10 protein-coding genes are annotated in these 13,677 nt (G+C 60.7%); 6 read left to right on the forward strand and 4 right to left on the reverse strand.

Going from position 1 to position 13,677, the window contains the following annotated elements; all coding sequences use genetic code 11:
• The first annotated feature begins 26 nt into the window (after positions 1 to 26).
• The 5 genes from AAAX32_RS01780 (at position 27) to AAAX32_RS01800 (ending at position 7,984) form a co-directional block, all read left to right on the forward strand.
• Positions 27 to 1,457, forward strand: coding sequence for a hypothetical protein (locus AAAX32_RS01780; RefSeq protein WP_349099751.1), 1,431 nt, complete (start codon positions 27 to 29; stop codon positions 1,455 to 1,457).
• Positions 1,458 to 1,575: 118 nt separating this feature from the next.
• The gene (locus tag AAAX32_RS01785; RefSeq protein WP_349099752.1) at positions 1,576 to 2,292 is read left to right on the forward strand and encodes a DUF554 domain-containing protein; all 717 of its coding nucleotides are present in this window, start codon (positions 1,576 to 1,578) and stop codon (positions 2,290 to 2,292) included.
• A gap of 88 nt (positions 2,293 to 2,380) precedes the next feature.
• Positions 2,381 to 4,126, forward strand: coding sequence for a TerB N-terminal domain-containing protein (locus tag AAAX32_RS01790; RefSeq protein ID WP_349099753.1), 1,746 nt, complete (start codon positions 2,381 to 2,383; stop codon positions 4,124 to 4,126).
• Positions 4,119 to 5,423 (forward strand): ATP-binding protein, encoded by a 1,305-nt coding sequence (locus tag AAAX32_RS01795; protein WP_349099754.1) that lies wholly within the window; start codon positions 4,119 to 4,121, stop codon positions 5,421 to 5,423. Before AAAX32_RS01790 ends, AAAX32_RS01795 begins: the two co-directional genes overlap by 8 nt.
• A 116-nt stretch (positions 5,424 to 5,539) precedes the next feature.
• Positions 5,540 to 7,984, forward strand: a complete 2,445-nt coding sequence (locus AAAX32_RS01800) for a DEAD/DEAH box helicase (RefSeq protein ID WP_349099755.1) — start codon at positions 5,540 to 5,542, stop codon at positions 7,982 to 7,984.
• 27 nt (positions 7,985 to 8,011) lie between these two features.
• Here the strand turns inward: AAAX32_RS01800 and AAAX32_RS01805 are convergent, their stop codons facing one another.
• The 4 genes from AAAX32_RS01805 to AAAX32_RS01820 form a co-directional block, all read right to left on the reverse strand.
• Positions 8,012 to 8,890 (reverse strand): fused MFS/spermidine synthase, encoded by an 879-nt coding sequence (locus tag AAAX32_RS01805; protein WP_349099756.1) that lies wholly within the window; start codon positions 8,888 to 8,890, stop codon positions 8,012 to 8,014.
• Positions 8,891 to 10,798 (reverse strand): tRNA uridine(34) 5-carboxymethylaminomethyl modification radical SAM/GNAT enzyme Elp3, encoded by a 1,908-nt coding sequence (locus AAAX32_RS01810; protein WP_349099757.1) that lies wholly within the window; start codon positions 10,796 to 10,798, stop codon positions 8,891 to 8,893.
• A gap of 97 nt (positions 10,799 to 10,895) precedes the next feature.
• Positions 10,896 to 11,795 carry a DUF4097 family beta strand repeat-containing protein gene (locus AAAX32_RS01815; RefSeq protein WP_349099758.1) on the reverse strand — a complete coding sequence of 300 codons (900 nt, stop codon included), beginning with the start codon at positions 11,793 to 11,795 and terminating at the stop codon, positions 10,896 to 10,898.
• Positions 11,792 to 12,514 (reverse strand): helix-turn-helix transcriptional regulator, encoded by a 723-nt coding sequence (locus tag AAAX32_RS01820; protein WP_349099759.1) that lies wholly within the window; start codon positions 12,512 to 12,514, stop codon positions 11,792 to 11,794. The genes AAAX32_RS01815 and AAAX32_RS01820 overlap by 4 nt, the downstream gene beginning before the upstream one ends.
• 267 nt (positions 12,515 to 12,781) lie before the next feature.
• On the opposite strand from AAAX32_RS01820, the gene AAAX32_RS01825 reads away from it, so the two are divergent.
• The gene (locus tag AAAX32_RS01825; protein WP_022094355.1) at positions 12,782 to 13,654 is read left to right on the forward strand and encodes a hypothetical protein; all 873 of its coding nucleotides are present in this window, start codon (positions 12,782 to 12,784) and stop codon (positions 13,652 to 13,654) included.
• The last annotated feature ends 23 nt before the right edge of the window (positions 13,655 to 13,677 follow it).

The following is a 13,677-nucleotide window of genomic DNA, read 5'->3' on the forward strand; positions in this document are numbered from 1 at the left end:
CGCACTAAATTAGCTAAGGAGACCCCATGGCATCGAAGAACCTTTTGCCCGTCGTCGCACTCTGCGGCGCGCTCGCAACCGGAACGCCTGTCGCCGCTTGGGCGACTCCCGCCATGGCGGACTCCTTACCAGCAGCCCTAAGTTCCGCACCAAATCCGTCGAGCGCCATTGCGTGCGAGCGTTTTTCGATCGCACAGGCCGCGATCTCAACCTCGGGATGCCTTCGTCGTAATACGGACGGCTCGATAGTCGTGGATATCAAGCGTTCGAACAAGGCAAACGGCTCCCAGGCGGGGTGCGCCGTCTGCATGTGGCGCTCGGTTGTGCTCGATGCGGATGGCGATCCATGCAATTTAGAGCTGCGCATCGACATCGCTTCGGTCGATGACTCGGCGAACGGAGCGAAGGTCGCCTTCGACGGTACGTTTTTTGAGAAAGGAGGCGGTATATGTCTGGGCTGCGCCGCCGCGAATGCAGACGGCACGCAGCCCACCCTCTCATTCACGACATCGTTGCGACTGACCAAAGCCGACACCGATGCCATCGCGGCGGGAGAAGCGTCCCTGCTGTTCTACGCCGTCAGCACCAAAGACACAGACGCTCATTTCGAGAAGCCAGCCGGATCACTCAGCCTTACACGAGGGATAGAGACAGGCCCTATTGAAATCGATGCCCACGCGCAAAGCAGGCAACGCATTCTTGCCGACCCGGCGCTTCTCGAAATGGAGTGGAACGGATCCGGAGCCATCGGAATTCTTCCCTCCGCGCTTGACGCCAAGACGCTCCCCTCAAACGACGAACCCATCAACGCAACCATACAAGAAGAGAGCGCGGACAAAGAAGCAGGTGCGGGCGACACGCCGTCGCCGACAAACGGCATCCCAGCTTCTCTCGAAGCACCGAATGAGCCCGCTAACGATCCAAACGATCCCGAGCTCGCGGACAGTCTGGGGCTTGCTGATCCTCAAGAGATCGATGAAGGTAACTGCTGCGTGCTTGCCGCGCTCGACCACACAGAGGTCATCGACGCTGCGGACATCGAAGTTGCCGCCGCCAATCAACCCGTCCGCAAGTCGGCCATCATCGCATTTCCCGAATCCATCGAAGTCGTCTTTTTGCCATCGGGCGAGGTCGTGGCCCCAACACTGCTCACCTTGTTGGGCGCCAAGAATACTCGAAACGAAATTAAAAAGGTCACGGTTGTCGACCCTGCAACCACCGCCAAGCTGCGTCTATACGCCGTTGCTCCAGATGGAGGCAAGACCTTGGAATTCGATGGCGACACACTCCTAGCCTGGCGACGTCTGGACATTATGCAAGACGTCTCGTATCAGATCGAACTCGAAGGGTTTGATCGTGCCCGCGATGCCAATATCATCGCCGCGGCTATTGAATCCCCACAGCGGCTTATGACACTGCGCTTTGACTACTATCCCTATGTCCCGACAACCACCTGAGGCTTACATGCCGCGCATCATTCCTAACACCACTTATATAACGTATTAGATGAGTCGCGATGTGCCTCGCATTTCGTTCTGCTACGATTGCCACGTTGGCATCAATACAGGAGGGCTCATGCCGGGCTTGGGAACAATCATCAACGTTGTGCTTTTAGTTGCGGGCGGTCTTTTGGGATTAGCGGGCGGCCGCTTCATTACACCGCGCATCCAAGACACGCTCATGAAAGCATCGGGGCTGTGCGTTCTGTTTATCGGCCTTGGCGGCACCATGCAAAAGATGCTCGTTATCGATGGAGAGACGTTGGCGACCACCGGCACCACCATGCTTATCGTCTCATTTGCCCTCGGTTCGCTCATCGGCGAGGCCATCAACCTGGAGGCCGCCATCGAGAACCTCGGCGAATGGCTCAAGCGCAAAACCGGCAGCGAAGGCGACAACGAGTTCACCAACGCCTTTGTCTCGGCATCGCTCACCGTGTGTATCGGCGCCATGGCCATCGTGGGATCGATTCAGGACGGTCTGCTCGGCGACTGGTCCACGCTTGCTCTGAAGGGCGCGCTGGACTGCATCATCGTCTGCACCATGACGGCCTCGCTTGGCCGCGGCTGCATCTTCTCTGCCCTGCCCGTTGCCGTATTCCAGGGTACGATCACGCTTTTTGCCGGTGCACTCTCCCCCATCATGACCACCGCAGCCCTCGACAGCCTTTCGCTTGTGGGCTCCATGCTCATCTTCTGTGTTGGCGTTAACCTTATTCGACCTCAGACCTTCCGCACGGCCAACATGCTCCCCTCCGTCGTCGTGGCGGTCATCTACGCCCTCCTGTTCTAAATCTATCTACGCAGCGGTATCTCGAACATCTGTTTGATGCTGTGCTATGATATGAGGTCACCGAAGCTGCGTTAGGAGAGGAGAAGCGGTGGCCGACCAGGACGTCAAGATGCTCATCGAGCGCATTATGGCCGAGGCCCGGACCCATCAGTCCGCCCGCTTCTCAAACGAAATCTATGCTGACGAGCCGATTCTCAAGACCGGTCGTCAGATGCAGAACTTCCTCCCCGACCAGTACCGCAAGATGCGCGAGATATCACGCTGGCAAGATGATCCCAAAGGCGGCGCGGGGCGTTGGCTATCGGAGGCGGAGCTCTTTTACCGCCAAGGCCTGCTGATGGCCGACTTCGAGGACGATTGTCCCTACAACGGCACCTTTAAGTCGTACTTTCCCACCTACAATGCCATGAGCGATCGACAGTTGCGCGGCTACTTTACCTGGCGTGCCCAAGTGCGCCGCGGCAATATCGAGGAGACATCGACCTCGTTTGCTTTTCTGTATCTCTACGAATTGATCTGCGGCATTGGCGTCGACAATCCGCGCGACGGCTATGACAAGATCAAGGCATTTTGGGATGCCTATCGCGCCTTTGAACCCGGCATCGACCGGTTCGCACGCGTATGGCTGCAGGACTACGCCGTGTTCCATGAGCTCGACCCCAAGCTGCTTCGCGACTCTAAAACCGTCGCATTCGACAACGCCCTCATCGAGCTGCGCCGCGCAGCGCGAGACCTTGCACCCGCGCCGGCGCCGTCGGCCCTGTCCCCCAAACGTCGCAAGACCTCCGAGCCCACGCTTCCCCTTCCGCCCGATGAGGCGCATGAGGAGCGGCTCATGGCTGCCATCGACGCGCTCTCGACGTACAACCTGAATAACTCACGGCTCGACCGTTCCCACCATCGCGACCTGCGCCACGTGGCATGCGCCGTGTATGTCCGTATGGCGCGCTACTATGACACGCACCGAAAGACCGGCATCGTAGCGAGCTTGTTTGGGGAGGAGACGGCCATGCCCTACACCATGTTTGCCTCGGCCGTGTTCTTTGCGCCCGAGCGCCACGAGGACTGCGAATATCGCCTGGACCCCATTCACATCTACCGCTGCCAAAATGGCTTTTGGGAATGTATGCGCATCCACGGCAGCAGACAAAAAAGTAGCAAGCTCGGTGAGATAATGCGCGCTTGTGATCAGCGTCTGCGCTTGGCACTGGATCCCGGCCATCCCCTTAAGGAAGAGAGGGTCCCCAAATACCTGGCTAAGATTATCGATGAAGAGATCACAGCATGGCTTTCATGGGATGCTGCACATCAGCCCATCAAGATCGATATCGACCTGAGCCAGCTGGGGCACATTCGGAGCGCCGCCGCACAAACGCGCGAGGCGCTTTTGATCGACGAGGAGCGCGAGGACGGCACGCTTGTGGATGTCGAGGTGGCAGTTGCCGAACGACGGGAAGCCGAGCCCATGGCCGACACGATTGCCGAACCAGTCGCGACGACCACGCAGCAGGACGAGGCTAGCGAGCCGATCATCTCCACCGAGCAGTTTGGCGTCGTAGCCCCGCTCCTCGCACCAACGCCCACGCCCGCAGACACCGCGTCCGCACTCGATCCCGCCGCAGACGCCTATCTTCGAGCACTCCTTGAGCAAAACGCAGCGCAGACGGCATCGGCGGTGGCACAGTCGGGCAAGAGCGAGGACATGCTCGTCGATACCATCAACGAGGCGCTCTTTGACCTGGTGGGCGACACCGTAATTGAATTTAGCGCGGCAAGGCCGCAAATTATCGAGGACTACGAAGCAGACGTGAGAGGATACTTAGACCATGAGTGATACCGCACCCGCAGCACCCCGTGTGCCCAAGCGCGTCGCCGCCGTCATTCTCAACTCGCTCAAGGGCGGCGTTGTCCCGCGCATTGGCCTTCCCTATATCACCGTGGGGCGAGAGGTCGAAATCCGCGCCCTGCTCACCGACCTAAGCCTCATCGCCGATGGCGGCGCAAGCTTCCGTTTCCTAGTCGGTCGCTACGGCGCCGGCAAGAGCTTTTTGCTCCAGACCATCCGAACGCATGCCATGGGCGAGGGCTTTGTGGTCGCCGATGCCGACCTTTCCCCTGAGCGCCGCCTACAGGGCGGCCAGGGCCAGGGCCTCGCCACCTATCGCGAGCTCATCCGCAACATATCGACCAAGACGCGCCCCGAGGGCGGCGCGCTCAACCTTATCCTGGATCGCTGGGTCGCCTCGTGTGCCGACGCCGACGAGTCTGCCGTTAATGCCCAACTCGCTCCACTCGAAGAGATGGTCCACGGCTTCGACTTCACCCGCGTGCTCCGCCGCTACCGCACGGCCGTCTCGGAGGGTGACGAAGACGCCATGAGCCGCGTGACCAAATGGATTCGCGGCGAGTACCGCACCAAGAGTGAGGCACGCGCCGAACTAGGCTCCTCGACCATCATCAGCGACGACGACTGGTACGACTACGTTAAGCTCATCGCACGTTTTTTGGTCTGCAGCGGTTACAAGGGCATGCTGGTGCTCATCGACGAGCTCGTAAATCTGTACAAGATTCCCAACGCCATCACGCGACAGTACAACTACGAGAAAATCCTAACGATGTACAACGACACGCTGCAGGGCAAGGCGCAGTACTTGGGCATGATCATGGGCGGCACGCCGACCTCTATCGAGGACCGCCGCCGCGGCGTCTTTTCCTACGAGGCCCTTCGGAGCCGTCTCGCTCAGGGCCGTTTTGCGCGTGATGATCTCAAAGACATGCTCGCGCCCATCATCCGACTGCAGCCGCTCACCTACGAGGAGCTGCTGGTGCTCATCGAAAAGCTCATGCAGATTCATGCCGGCTACTTTGGCTGGACGCCCACGCTTACCGAGAACGACTTGGTGGACTTCCTCAAAATTGAGTTTGGCCGCGTGGGGGCCGACACGCATCTGACGCCCCGCGAGGTCATCCGCGACTTTATCGAGCTGCTCGATATCCTGTGTCAGAACCCCGACGCCAACGTAGCCGAGCTGCTGCAAAGCGTTGGTGGCGACGCGCTGGCGCCGGCAGCCGCAACAGATGACACCGGCACCGCAGACGACGACCGCAACTTCGCCGAATTCACCATCTAACCTGCCAAAAAGGGACAGGTTTATTTTGGCAGGTTTTATCATGGCAAACGCCGATGTTGCAAGATATCGAGCCGTTGCCCGTTGCGTTGATCAGCCCGTTGATGAGAGGAGGTCCCATGAACGCTTTTGACCGATATGCCCCGTTTATCCAGGATTTCATCTACTCCCACGATTGGGAGAGCCTGCGCTCTATCCAGGTTGCGGCGGCAGACGCCATCTTTAACACACAAGACAATGTGCTCCTAACGGCATCCACAGCTTCCGGCAAAACCGAAGCGGCCTTCTTTCCCATCCTGACCGAGTTTTGGGAGAACCCGCCCGCAAGCGTTGGTGCCCTCTACATTGGCCCCCTCAAGGCACTCATCAATGATCAGTTCGTCCGTCTCAATGACCTGTGCGAAGAGGCCGATATCCCTGTCTGGCACTGGCATGGCGATGTCTCGCAGTCGCACAAGGCTAAGCTCATCAAAAAACCGAACGGCATCTTGCAGATTACGCCCGAGTCACTCGAGGCGCTCTTAATCCATAAGCACATGGCGATCCCGCGCATGTTTTGCGACCTGCGCTATGTGGTCATCGATGAGGTCCACTCGCTCATGCGCGGCGACCGTGGCGGGCAGACGCTCTGCCTTATCGAGCGACTCTCGCGCATGGCCGGCGTGCAACCTCGACGCATTGGCCTTTCGGCCACCATCGGCGACCCCGAGCGCACGGGTGCCTTTCTCTCACAGGGAACGGGGCGCGACTGCGTTATCCCACGCTTTGAAGAGCCGCGCCGCGTGTGGCGCATCTCCATGGAGCACTTCTACAACTCGGGCCCCCAGGCACAGCAACGGGGATTCATGGGCACAGGTCCTCAAGAGGCCGAAGTGCTTGCGTGCGAGCGCATCGAGGCGGCGGCATCCGCGGCACTGCCCGCCGGCGCCCAAGACATGCGTCACAGCGGACAGCTCACACAAGAGGAGCGCCGTCAACGTCGTGAGCGGGCACGGGGCAAGGCCACTCCCAAGGACCGCCAAACTTCCTCGGCCCCCGAGGGCGAAGTCGACATCCCGCGAGCGACCGAGCAGGCGCTTCTCAGCCCCACCGACACAGCACCAGACAACGCCGACCCCGGCATGGGCTACATCTTCGAACACACCCGCGGCCGCAAGTGCCTGGTCTTTGCCAACTCGCGCGAAGAGGCAGAGGCCGTATGCTCCATGCTGCGTTGCTACTGTGAGAGCCGGCACGAGCCCGACCGCTTTCTCATCCACCACGGCAATCTTTCGGCATCGCTGCGCGAGACGGCAGAAGAGCTCATGCGCGACGAGGAACAGGCACAAACGACCGTCACCACCTCTACGCTGGAGCTCGGTATCGATATCGGCCGTCTGGAGCGTGCGTTTCAGATCGACGCGCCGTTTACCGTCAGCTCTTTGTTGCAGCGAATGGGCCGCACGGGACGCCGCGATCTTCCGCCCGAGATGTGGTTTGTCATGCGCGAGGAAGAGCCCGAGCCGCGCACGATGATGCCCGAGACCATTCCGTGGAAGCTCCTGCAGGGCATCGCGCTCGTACAACTCTATCGCGAGGAAAAGTGGGTCGAGCCGCCCGAGCTCGATCGACTCCCTTACAGTCTGCTCTACCACCAGACTATGTCGACACTTGCCAGCACCGGCGAGCTCACGCCGGCAGAGCTTGCCCAGCGCGTGCTCACACTCAGCTATTTCCATCGCATCTCGGCCGATGACTATCGCGTATTGCTGCGTCACCTCATTAAGATCGACCATATCCAGGTCACCGAAGGTGGCGGGCTCATCGTGGGTCTCGCGGGCGAGCGCATCATCAACAACTTTAAGTTCTACGCCGTGTTCCAGGAAAACGAGGAGTTTACCGTCCGGAGCGAATCGGCCGAGCTGGGCACGATCGTTAATCCGCCCCCGCCCGGTGAGCGCATCGCCATCGCCGGACACTGCTGGATTGTCGAGGAAGTGGACTGGAAGCGCCACACTGTCTTTGCCACGCAGGTCAAGGGCCGGGTGCCGGCCTACTTTGGCGACTGCCCCGGCGACATTAACACGCATGTGCTCGAGCGCATGCGCAAGGCGCTCAACGAGCACGCGACATATCCGTACCTTATGGGTAACGCACGGGCCCGCTTGGCGCAGGCTCGTCATACGGCCGAGATTTCGGGCGCGGGAACTAAACCGCTCATCAACCTGGGCGGCGATACCTGGGTGCTCTTCCCCTGGTTGGGCAGCTACGCCTTTTTGGCGCTCGAGCGCATGCTCAAGATTAAATGTGCCGCGGAGCTGGGCCTTCGCGGGCTCGATCCGTCACGCCCGTACTTTATGCAGTTTAAGATGAAGGCCGACGAGGAGACGTTCTTTGAGGTGCTCGCCGACGAGGCCGAGAAGGACTTCGATCCCATCGAGCTCGTCTATCCTGGCGAGGTGCCTTACTTTGACCGCTACGACGAGTTTGTTCCCGAAGAGCTCGTGCGCAAGGGGTTTGCCGAAGGCGTGCTCGACATCGAGGGTATGAAGCAGCGCGTTCTCGGCTGGCGCGACCACGCCTAAGACCAGTCTTTTTTGGGACGGGGAGACTTACTTGTCGTGAAGGACGGTGCCGAGGAAGTCGGTGTCGAAGGGCACGGCTTCGGCAAAGGCGTAGTCGCCGTCGCTGGCGATGAGCAGGTAGTTTTCCTCGCCGCCGAACTTCGCATCGCCGCATGGGACCACCCAGGCGTGGACGAATACCTCGAGCGCCGTGGCAGCGCAGTCGCGAAGGAACGTCACATCGCTCCCCTCGTTTGCGCTCACGATATTGGCCACGTAGATACCCCCGGGGTTCAGGCTGCCCCGCACCAGGCGCAGCGCCTCAACGGTCGCCAGCTCGCGAACGGGCTCGGCACCGCCAAAGCAATCGCTCACGACCACGTCGTAGCGACGATGACCCACGCTCGTCACACCCAGATACGAGCGAGCCTCGGCGGTAATCACCCGCAGGCGGTCGCCCACCGCGCGCTCCAGCTCGTCCAGGTAGAACCAACGGCGCGCCAAGCGCGTTATCTCTCCGTCATACTCGATAACGTCCATACGCAAGCCCTCGTGCGACACCAGCGCATATTTGGGATAGGCAAACCCGCCGCCACCTAGCATAAGCATACGGCTGATACCGTGACCATAAGCGTCGCGCATCGCATCCTCGGCCTCAAACACGTCGTCAAACGCGCGATAGTACACAAAGACGGGCTCCGCCCAGCGCTCGCCAACGTAACTCGCGCTTTGGTAGACGCCGCCTTGAACCAATACGCGAACTTCGTCGCCGCCCTCATCGTGCACGCGCTTTACACGCGCCAGCCCATTGCGGGTCCTCGCGACCTGCAGACAGGCAGCGCGAACAGCGACGGCGGCCGCACCAAGTGCCGCGGCTCCCAGGGCAACGCCGGCAACGACACCAGCAGAAACACTCGGCTTGTTCATCTAGAGCTCCTTTTGCAGATAGAGTCCATGGTCGTAAAAACCCAAATGACGATAGTACTCACGCGTGCCGATCGCGCTGATCACGTTGATGCGCGCATAGCCCGCGTCCCGCGCCATCTGGCACGCATGCTCCACCAGCGACCGCCCCAGTCCATGATGCTGAGCCGCCTGGCCTTGATCTCCCATGCGCGCCGCCATGCCGTACACGTGCACCTCGCGAATCATCGCCTCGTCCGGCGCCGTCGGCAACTCGTCCGCATGCGCGGCAACAAACGCGCGATCGGGCAGCGACAGGCGCAAAAAACCCGCGATTTTGCCCTGCGGCGTCACCCACTGCAAAAAGCGCTCGTGCGTCACCGGCGTCTCGTACGCCACGCCCTCGTCAAGGGTCAACTCGCCCAGGTCGGCGCCCGCCGTGCTGATCTCGCGATAGCGGATCTCACGCACCGTCGCACCGTCACCCCGAGCAGCCAGGCGGTTCTCGACGAGCTGACGCAGGTTGGGCTTCTTGTTGCCCACCATGATGTCATCGGAACTAAAGTCGCGAATCATGCGGCTGATGCGGCAGAACGCCGGCGTCACCACGATGTCATCGGCCAGCACATCGAGCAGTTCTTCCTCGGTATAGGGGCGCCACTCGCCGCGCTCGTAGCAGCCCACCAGGCGCGAGCCCTCGATGAGCGCGCACGGGTAGACCTTGACCTCGTCGGGCATAAAGGCGCCCTCGGTCACAAAGTGCTCGTAGTCGCGCTTGTCCCCCTCCGGCGTAGCGCCAAGCAAGTTGAGCATAAAATGCGCGTGGATCTTAAAGCCAAACAGGCGCGCAAACGAAAACGCCCGCTCGACCTGAGCCACCGAAATGTGGCGCTCGTTGATATCGAGCAGGTGCTGGTCGAGGCTCTGGATGCCCATCTGGATCTTGGTGCAGCCCAGGCGGCGGATAAGTGTGAGGGCCTGCGGCGTTACGGCATCGGGGCGCGTCTCGATAACGAGCCCCACCACGCGATGCTTCGCCGTCTCGTTGATGCGCTGCTGGCGCTCAAGCTCCTCCATCGTTGCTGTCTGCCACTCGGCGACCTCGCCCCACGGCGTGCCAGGGCCGTATAGACGACGCACCGCGCGGTTATAGCCGCCCACGGCAGCATCCACACGCCCCTGCTCGTCGGCAACGCCGGCAGCGAGCTCGGCCTCGTCTGTCGCAATGCCGGCGGCCCGATAGCGCTCGCGACGCTCCGCTACCACCGGCGGCAGCGCATCGGCGGGAGCGTCATCGAGCAGGCGCCCTGCCTCGGCACGGCTGATGCCCGGACGCGCCAACATGGGGTTGGCCGCCACGCCGGCGACGGCATCGTCATTGAGCGCACGGAAGAGCTCCGACATAAACCATGTCTGATAGCCTTCCGGATAGTCGCTCCAGGTACCGCCAAGCACAATGAGCTCGATCTTATCGGTCGCATGTCCCATCTGCGAAAGCGCCGTCAAACGGGCGCTCACCTGCAGATACGGATCGAAGCAGTTTTGCTCCGCACGGGCGCACGCTGGCTCAGCATGCAGATAGCTTTTGGGCATGCGCAGGTCGTTGGGGCAAAACAGGCAATCGCCCGAACAGGGCCAGGGCTTGGTGATGACGGTAATGGTCGCCACGCCCGAAGCCGTGCGACGAGGCTTCATGCGTAGCACCTGCAGCAGTTGACGCTCTAGCTCGGCGTCGACATTCCATGCCGTCCAACGAGCCGGCTCCTCGCGTTTCACCCGCTGGTAAAACGGCAGCAGGCGACGCTTGGCCAAATCGCGCTTGTCGGCACCCTCGCGGCGCGCCTCGGCATGTATCAGTTTGACGAGCGCTTTGTCGTCCACGGTCTCGCCGCGACGCAGAGCCTCGAGTATGTTCAAGATAATCTGTTCCATGCCCCCATTGTAAAGGCAAAGGCGCCGAAGCCGACCACGGCCCCGGCGCCTCCATCAAAGAGCATGCCTATATGTACCAATCTCCGAAAACCGCATGTCACTCCGGATCAAACGACATGTCGCCCGAACCGACCTTAAAACGATACGTGGCAGACTTATCACCGTTATCGAATTCAAGATTCAAAATGGTCTCGCCATCGTAGCCAAGCGGAAGGAAATCGCTCTCGAAGTCGCCGCTGCCCACAGTAAGGCTCGCCTTAAAGCCCGTAGAATTCGGAACCGTCATCTCCACATCGCCCGAGTCCACGCTCACGTCCATCGACTTCGCGGGGGCCTGGTAGAGCTCGAACGTCGCATCGCCCAAACCGACCTCGGCATTCAGAGTGTCGGTCACGGTGCCCGCAAACGCGACGTCTCCCGAATCCAACGTCAAATCAAAGTCGTGGCACGCAATGTCCGCGACCGTCAGGTCTCCCAACCCCACATTTGCCGTAATGCCCATCATGTTATCGGCAAGCTCACGCGGCAGTTCAATGGTGACCTTACGGTCATGGGCGCGCTCGTCATCGCAACCGAACTGGCGGAGCTTGAGCGTAGAGCCCTTGACCTCGGCCAGATTTTGGGTTGCCGCATCGTAAGCAGCTACTCCTTTTGCGACGCGGCCACTCTCGATGACACGTACCGGCCCGTCGGAAACGCACTTGACCTCAACCGTACCCGACGTCACATCCAAGTCAAGGGATGTGAACGCGTCGGCATCAAACGTTTCGCTCGAAAGCTGTTGAGGCCGAGCGGAATAGTTACCGCTATTCAAGGAATCGTCCTCGTCGAACGCATCGCCCATACCAGACAAGCCGGATACAACATCGTCGAGATCCCACGGGCCATCAAAATGAATCAAAGTCCGCGAAATGCCAAAAACAAGCCCGATGATGAGCACAAACGCTCCGATGCCAATGCCCAAGCGCCTCTTAGACTCATGCGAGAGCTTCATCATTCATCACCCTCTTTGGCACTCGACTCAGCGGTGGTCGCGGCAGCCGTGTCAGCGTCAACCGCTGTGGAAACGTCCTCCCCCTTAGTCCTAGCGACCGCCGGCGCCGGACCAACCTGGATATCCCCGCGCGCCCAATCGCCATCGAGCGCACGCGCCACCCAGTGATAGATGGGGATCGTAAAGAAGATCAGCGCGGCAAAGGGGCCGGCACCAAACAGGAACATCAGCAAAAAGAACAGCAGCCAGCACACAGCCCAATACGGGAACGACTGGAACGGGCCCTTCACCGGAGTCGAGCCAACCGCGGTGCCACTCGTCGCCTGCGCCGTAGCGGCATTAGCGGCCTGTGCACTCCAGCTTGCCGCTTGCGCCGCCTTGGCGGCGGCGTCACTCGCCTGTGTTGCCGCCTCGGTAGCTCGTGCCGCCGCCTCATGGGTGCGTGCGCGCTCTGCCGCCTCGGCCTCGCGCTGACGAGCGCGGTCCTCGTTCTCAAACTCGATATCGTCCTCGATCTCGTCGCTCGGATTGAGCAGCTCGTCCAGGCTCACACCATAGAGTTTGGCGAGCGAGATCAGGTTCTCGGTATCGGGCGAGCTCTCCGCGCGCTCCCATTTACTGACCGCCTGGCGCGACAGTCCCAGCTTTCGTGCCAGCCCTTCTTGACTAAAGCCTTTGCTGCGGCGAAGGTCGGCGAGCCGCTGCGCAGTTTCTACATTCATGGTTCCTCCTATGTGATGCCAGCCGTACCGCCGGACCGCTTTTGTTCTTAAGGCGCCTTGCACAGTTAAAAATCTATCCGCCACCGCCAAAAGCATGCCACCTATTCTAGTGAGATTTTTGACAACCGGCGGTTGCGGGCGCATATGAGCTGCGGAAATGTGTCCAAACAAAGCAATGACCCGTAGCTTGGTTGTCCCCGTTGCGGCGTTAACGGTAGTATGGTCGTACTGTTTATTCCGCACCGCCAACGGAGGGAGTTCCGCGCCGTGAACCGCGATTTCGCCTCATCGCTCATCCAGCTCAACAACACGTTCTATCGCGAGCACTCCGCTTCCTTTTCCGATACGCGCCAGGCCCCGTGGCCCGGCTGGGTACGCACCATGGATATCGCGCTCGAACAGCTCGACGTCGCCACGATCGAGCATCCCGTCCGCGTCTTCGATCTTGCCTGTGGCAATATGCGATTCGAGAACTTTGCCGCCGGCGGCGCACTTGCCGCCAAGGGCGTCGATGGCGCAAACCCCTCGGCAGATGCCAGCTGCCCGTTTGAGTTCTATGGTGTCGACTCGTGCCAAGACCTGGCCATCGATGCACATGGCCACGCGCTGCGCATTCCCAACCTGCACTTCCAGGAACTCGACGTGCTCGACGCCCTTATGAAGCTCAACCCCGCCGAGACGCCCGACGTGCTTTTCGACGCCCCGCTCGCCGACATCTCGGTCTGCTTTGGCTTTATGCACCATGTGCCGTCGTGCGAGTACCGTGTACGCGTGCTCGACGCCCTGGTGCGCCAGACGCGCCCGGGCGGCATCATCGCCATCAGCTTTTGGGAGTTTATGAACGACGAGCGCATGGCGCGCAAGGCTGTTCGCGCCGAAGCCCGCGCCGAGCTCACCCCGCCGTTTGAGGGTTACGATTCCGCACAGTTTGAAGCCGGCGACCACCTCATCGGCTGGCAAAACGACCGCCACGCCTACCGCTATTGCCATCACTTTGACGATCAGCAGATCACCGACCTGGTGCGCGGCGTCCGTACGTTCTACAAGAGCGGCGAGGTCCCCGTGCGCGAGCTTGAGCGCTTCCATGCCGACGGTCGTAGCGGCGAGCTCAACCGCTATGTGATTCTCAAGCGCCTGTAGGCACCGACGACTCGCCGCCGAGC

The sequence above is a fragment of the Collinsella sp. CLA-ER-H3 genome (assembly GCF_040092425.1).
Taxonomy (GTDB): domain Bacteria; phylum Actinomycetota; class Coriobacteriia; order Coriobacteriales; family Coriobacteriaceae; genus Collinsella.

Bases quoted from the DNA above. Each gene is read 5' to 3' on its own strand.
- AAAX32_RS01815 (WP_349099758.1), bottom strand. From the start codon at position 11,795: ATGATGAAGCTCTCGCATGAGTCTAAGAGGCGCTTGGGCATTGGCATC.
- AAAX32_RS01820 (WP_349099759.1), bottom strand. From the start codon at position 12,514: ATGAATGTAGAAACTGCGCAGCGGCTCGCCGACCTTCGCCGCAGCAAA.
- AAAX32_RS01810 (WP_349099757.1), bottom strand. From the start codon at position 10,798: ATGGAACAGATTATCTTGAACATACTCGAGGCTCTGCGTCGCGGCGAG.
- AAAX32_RS01795 (WP_349099754.1), top strand. From the start codon at position 4,119: ATGAGTGATACCGCACCCGCAGCACCCCGTGTGCCCAAGCGCGTCGCC.
- AAAX32_RS01780 (WP_349099751.1), top strand. From the start codon at position 27: ATGGCATCGAAGAACCTTTTGCCCGTCGTCGCACTCTGCGGCGCGCTC.
- AAAX32_RS01785 (WP_349099752.1), top strand. From the start codon at position 1,576: ATGCCGGGCTTGGGAACAATCATCAACGTTGTGCTTTTAGTTGCGGGC.
- AAAX32_RS01800 (WP_349099755.1), top strand. From the start codon at position 5,540: ATGAACGCTTTTGACCGATATGCCCCGTTTATCCAGGATTTCATCTAC.
- AAAX32_RS01805 (WP_349099756.1), bottom strand. From the start codon at position 8,890: ATGAACAAGCCGAGTGTTTCTGCTGGTGTCGTTGCCGGCGTTGCCCTG.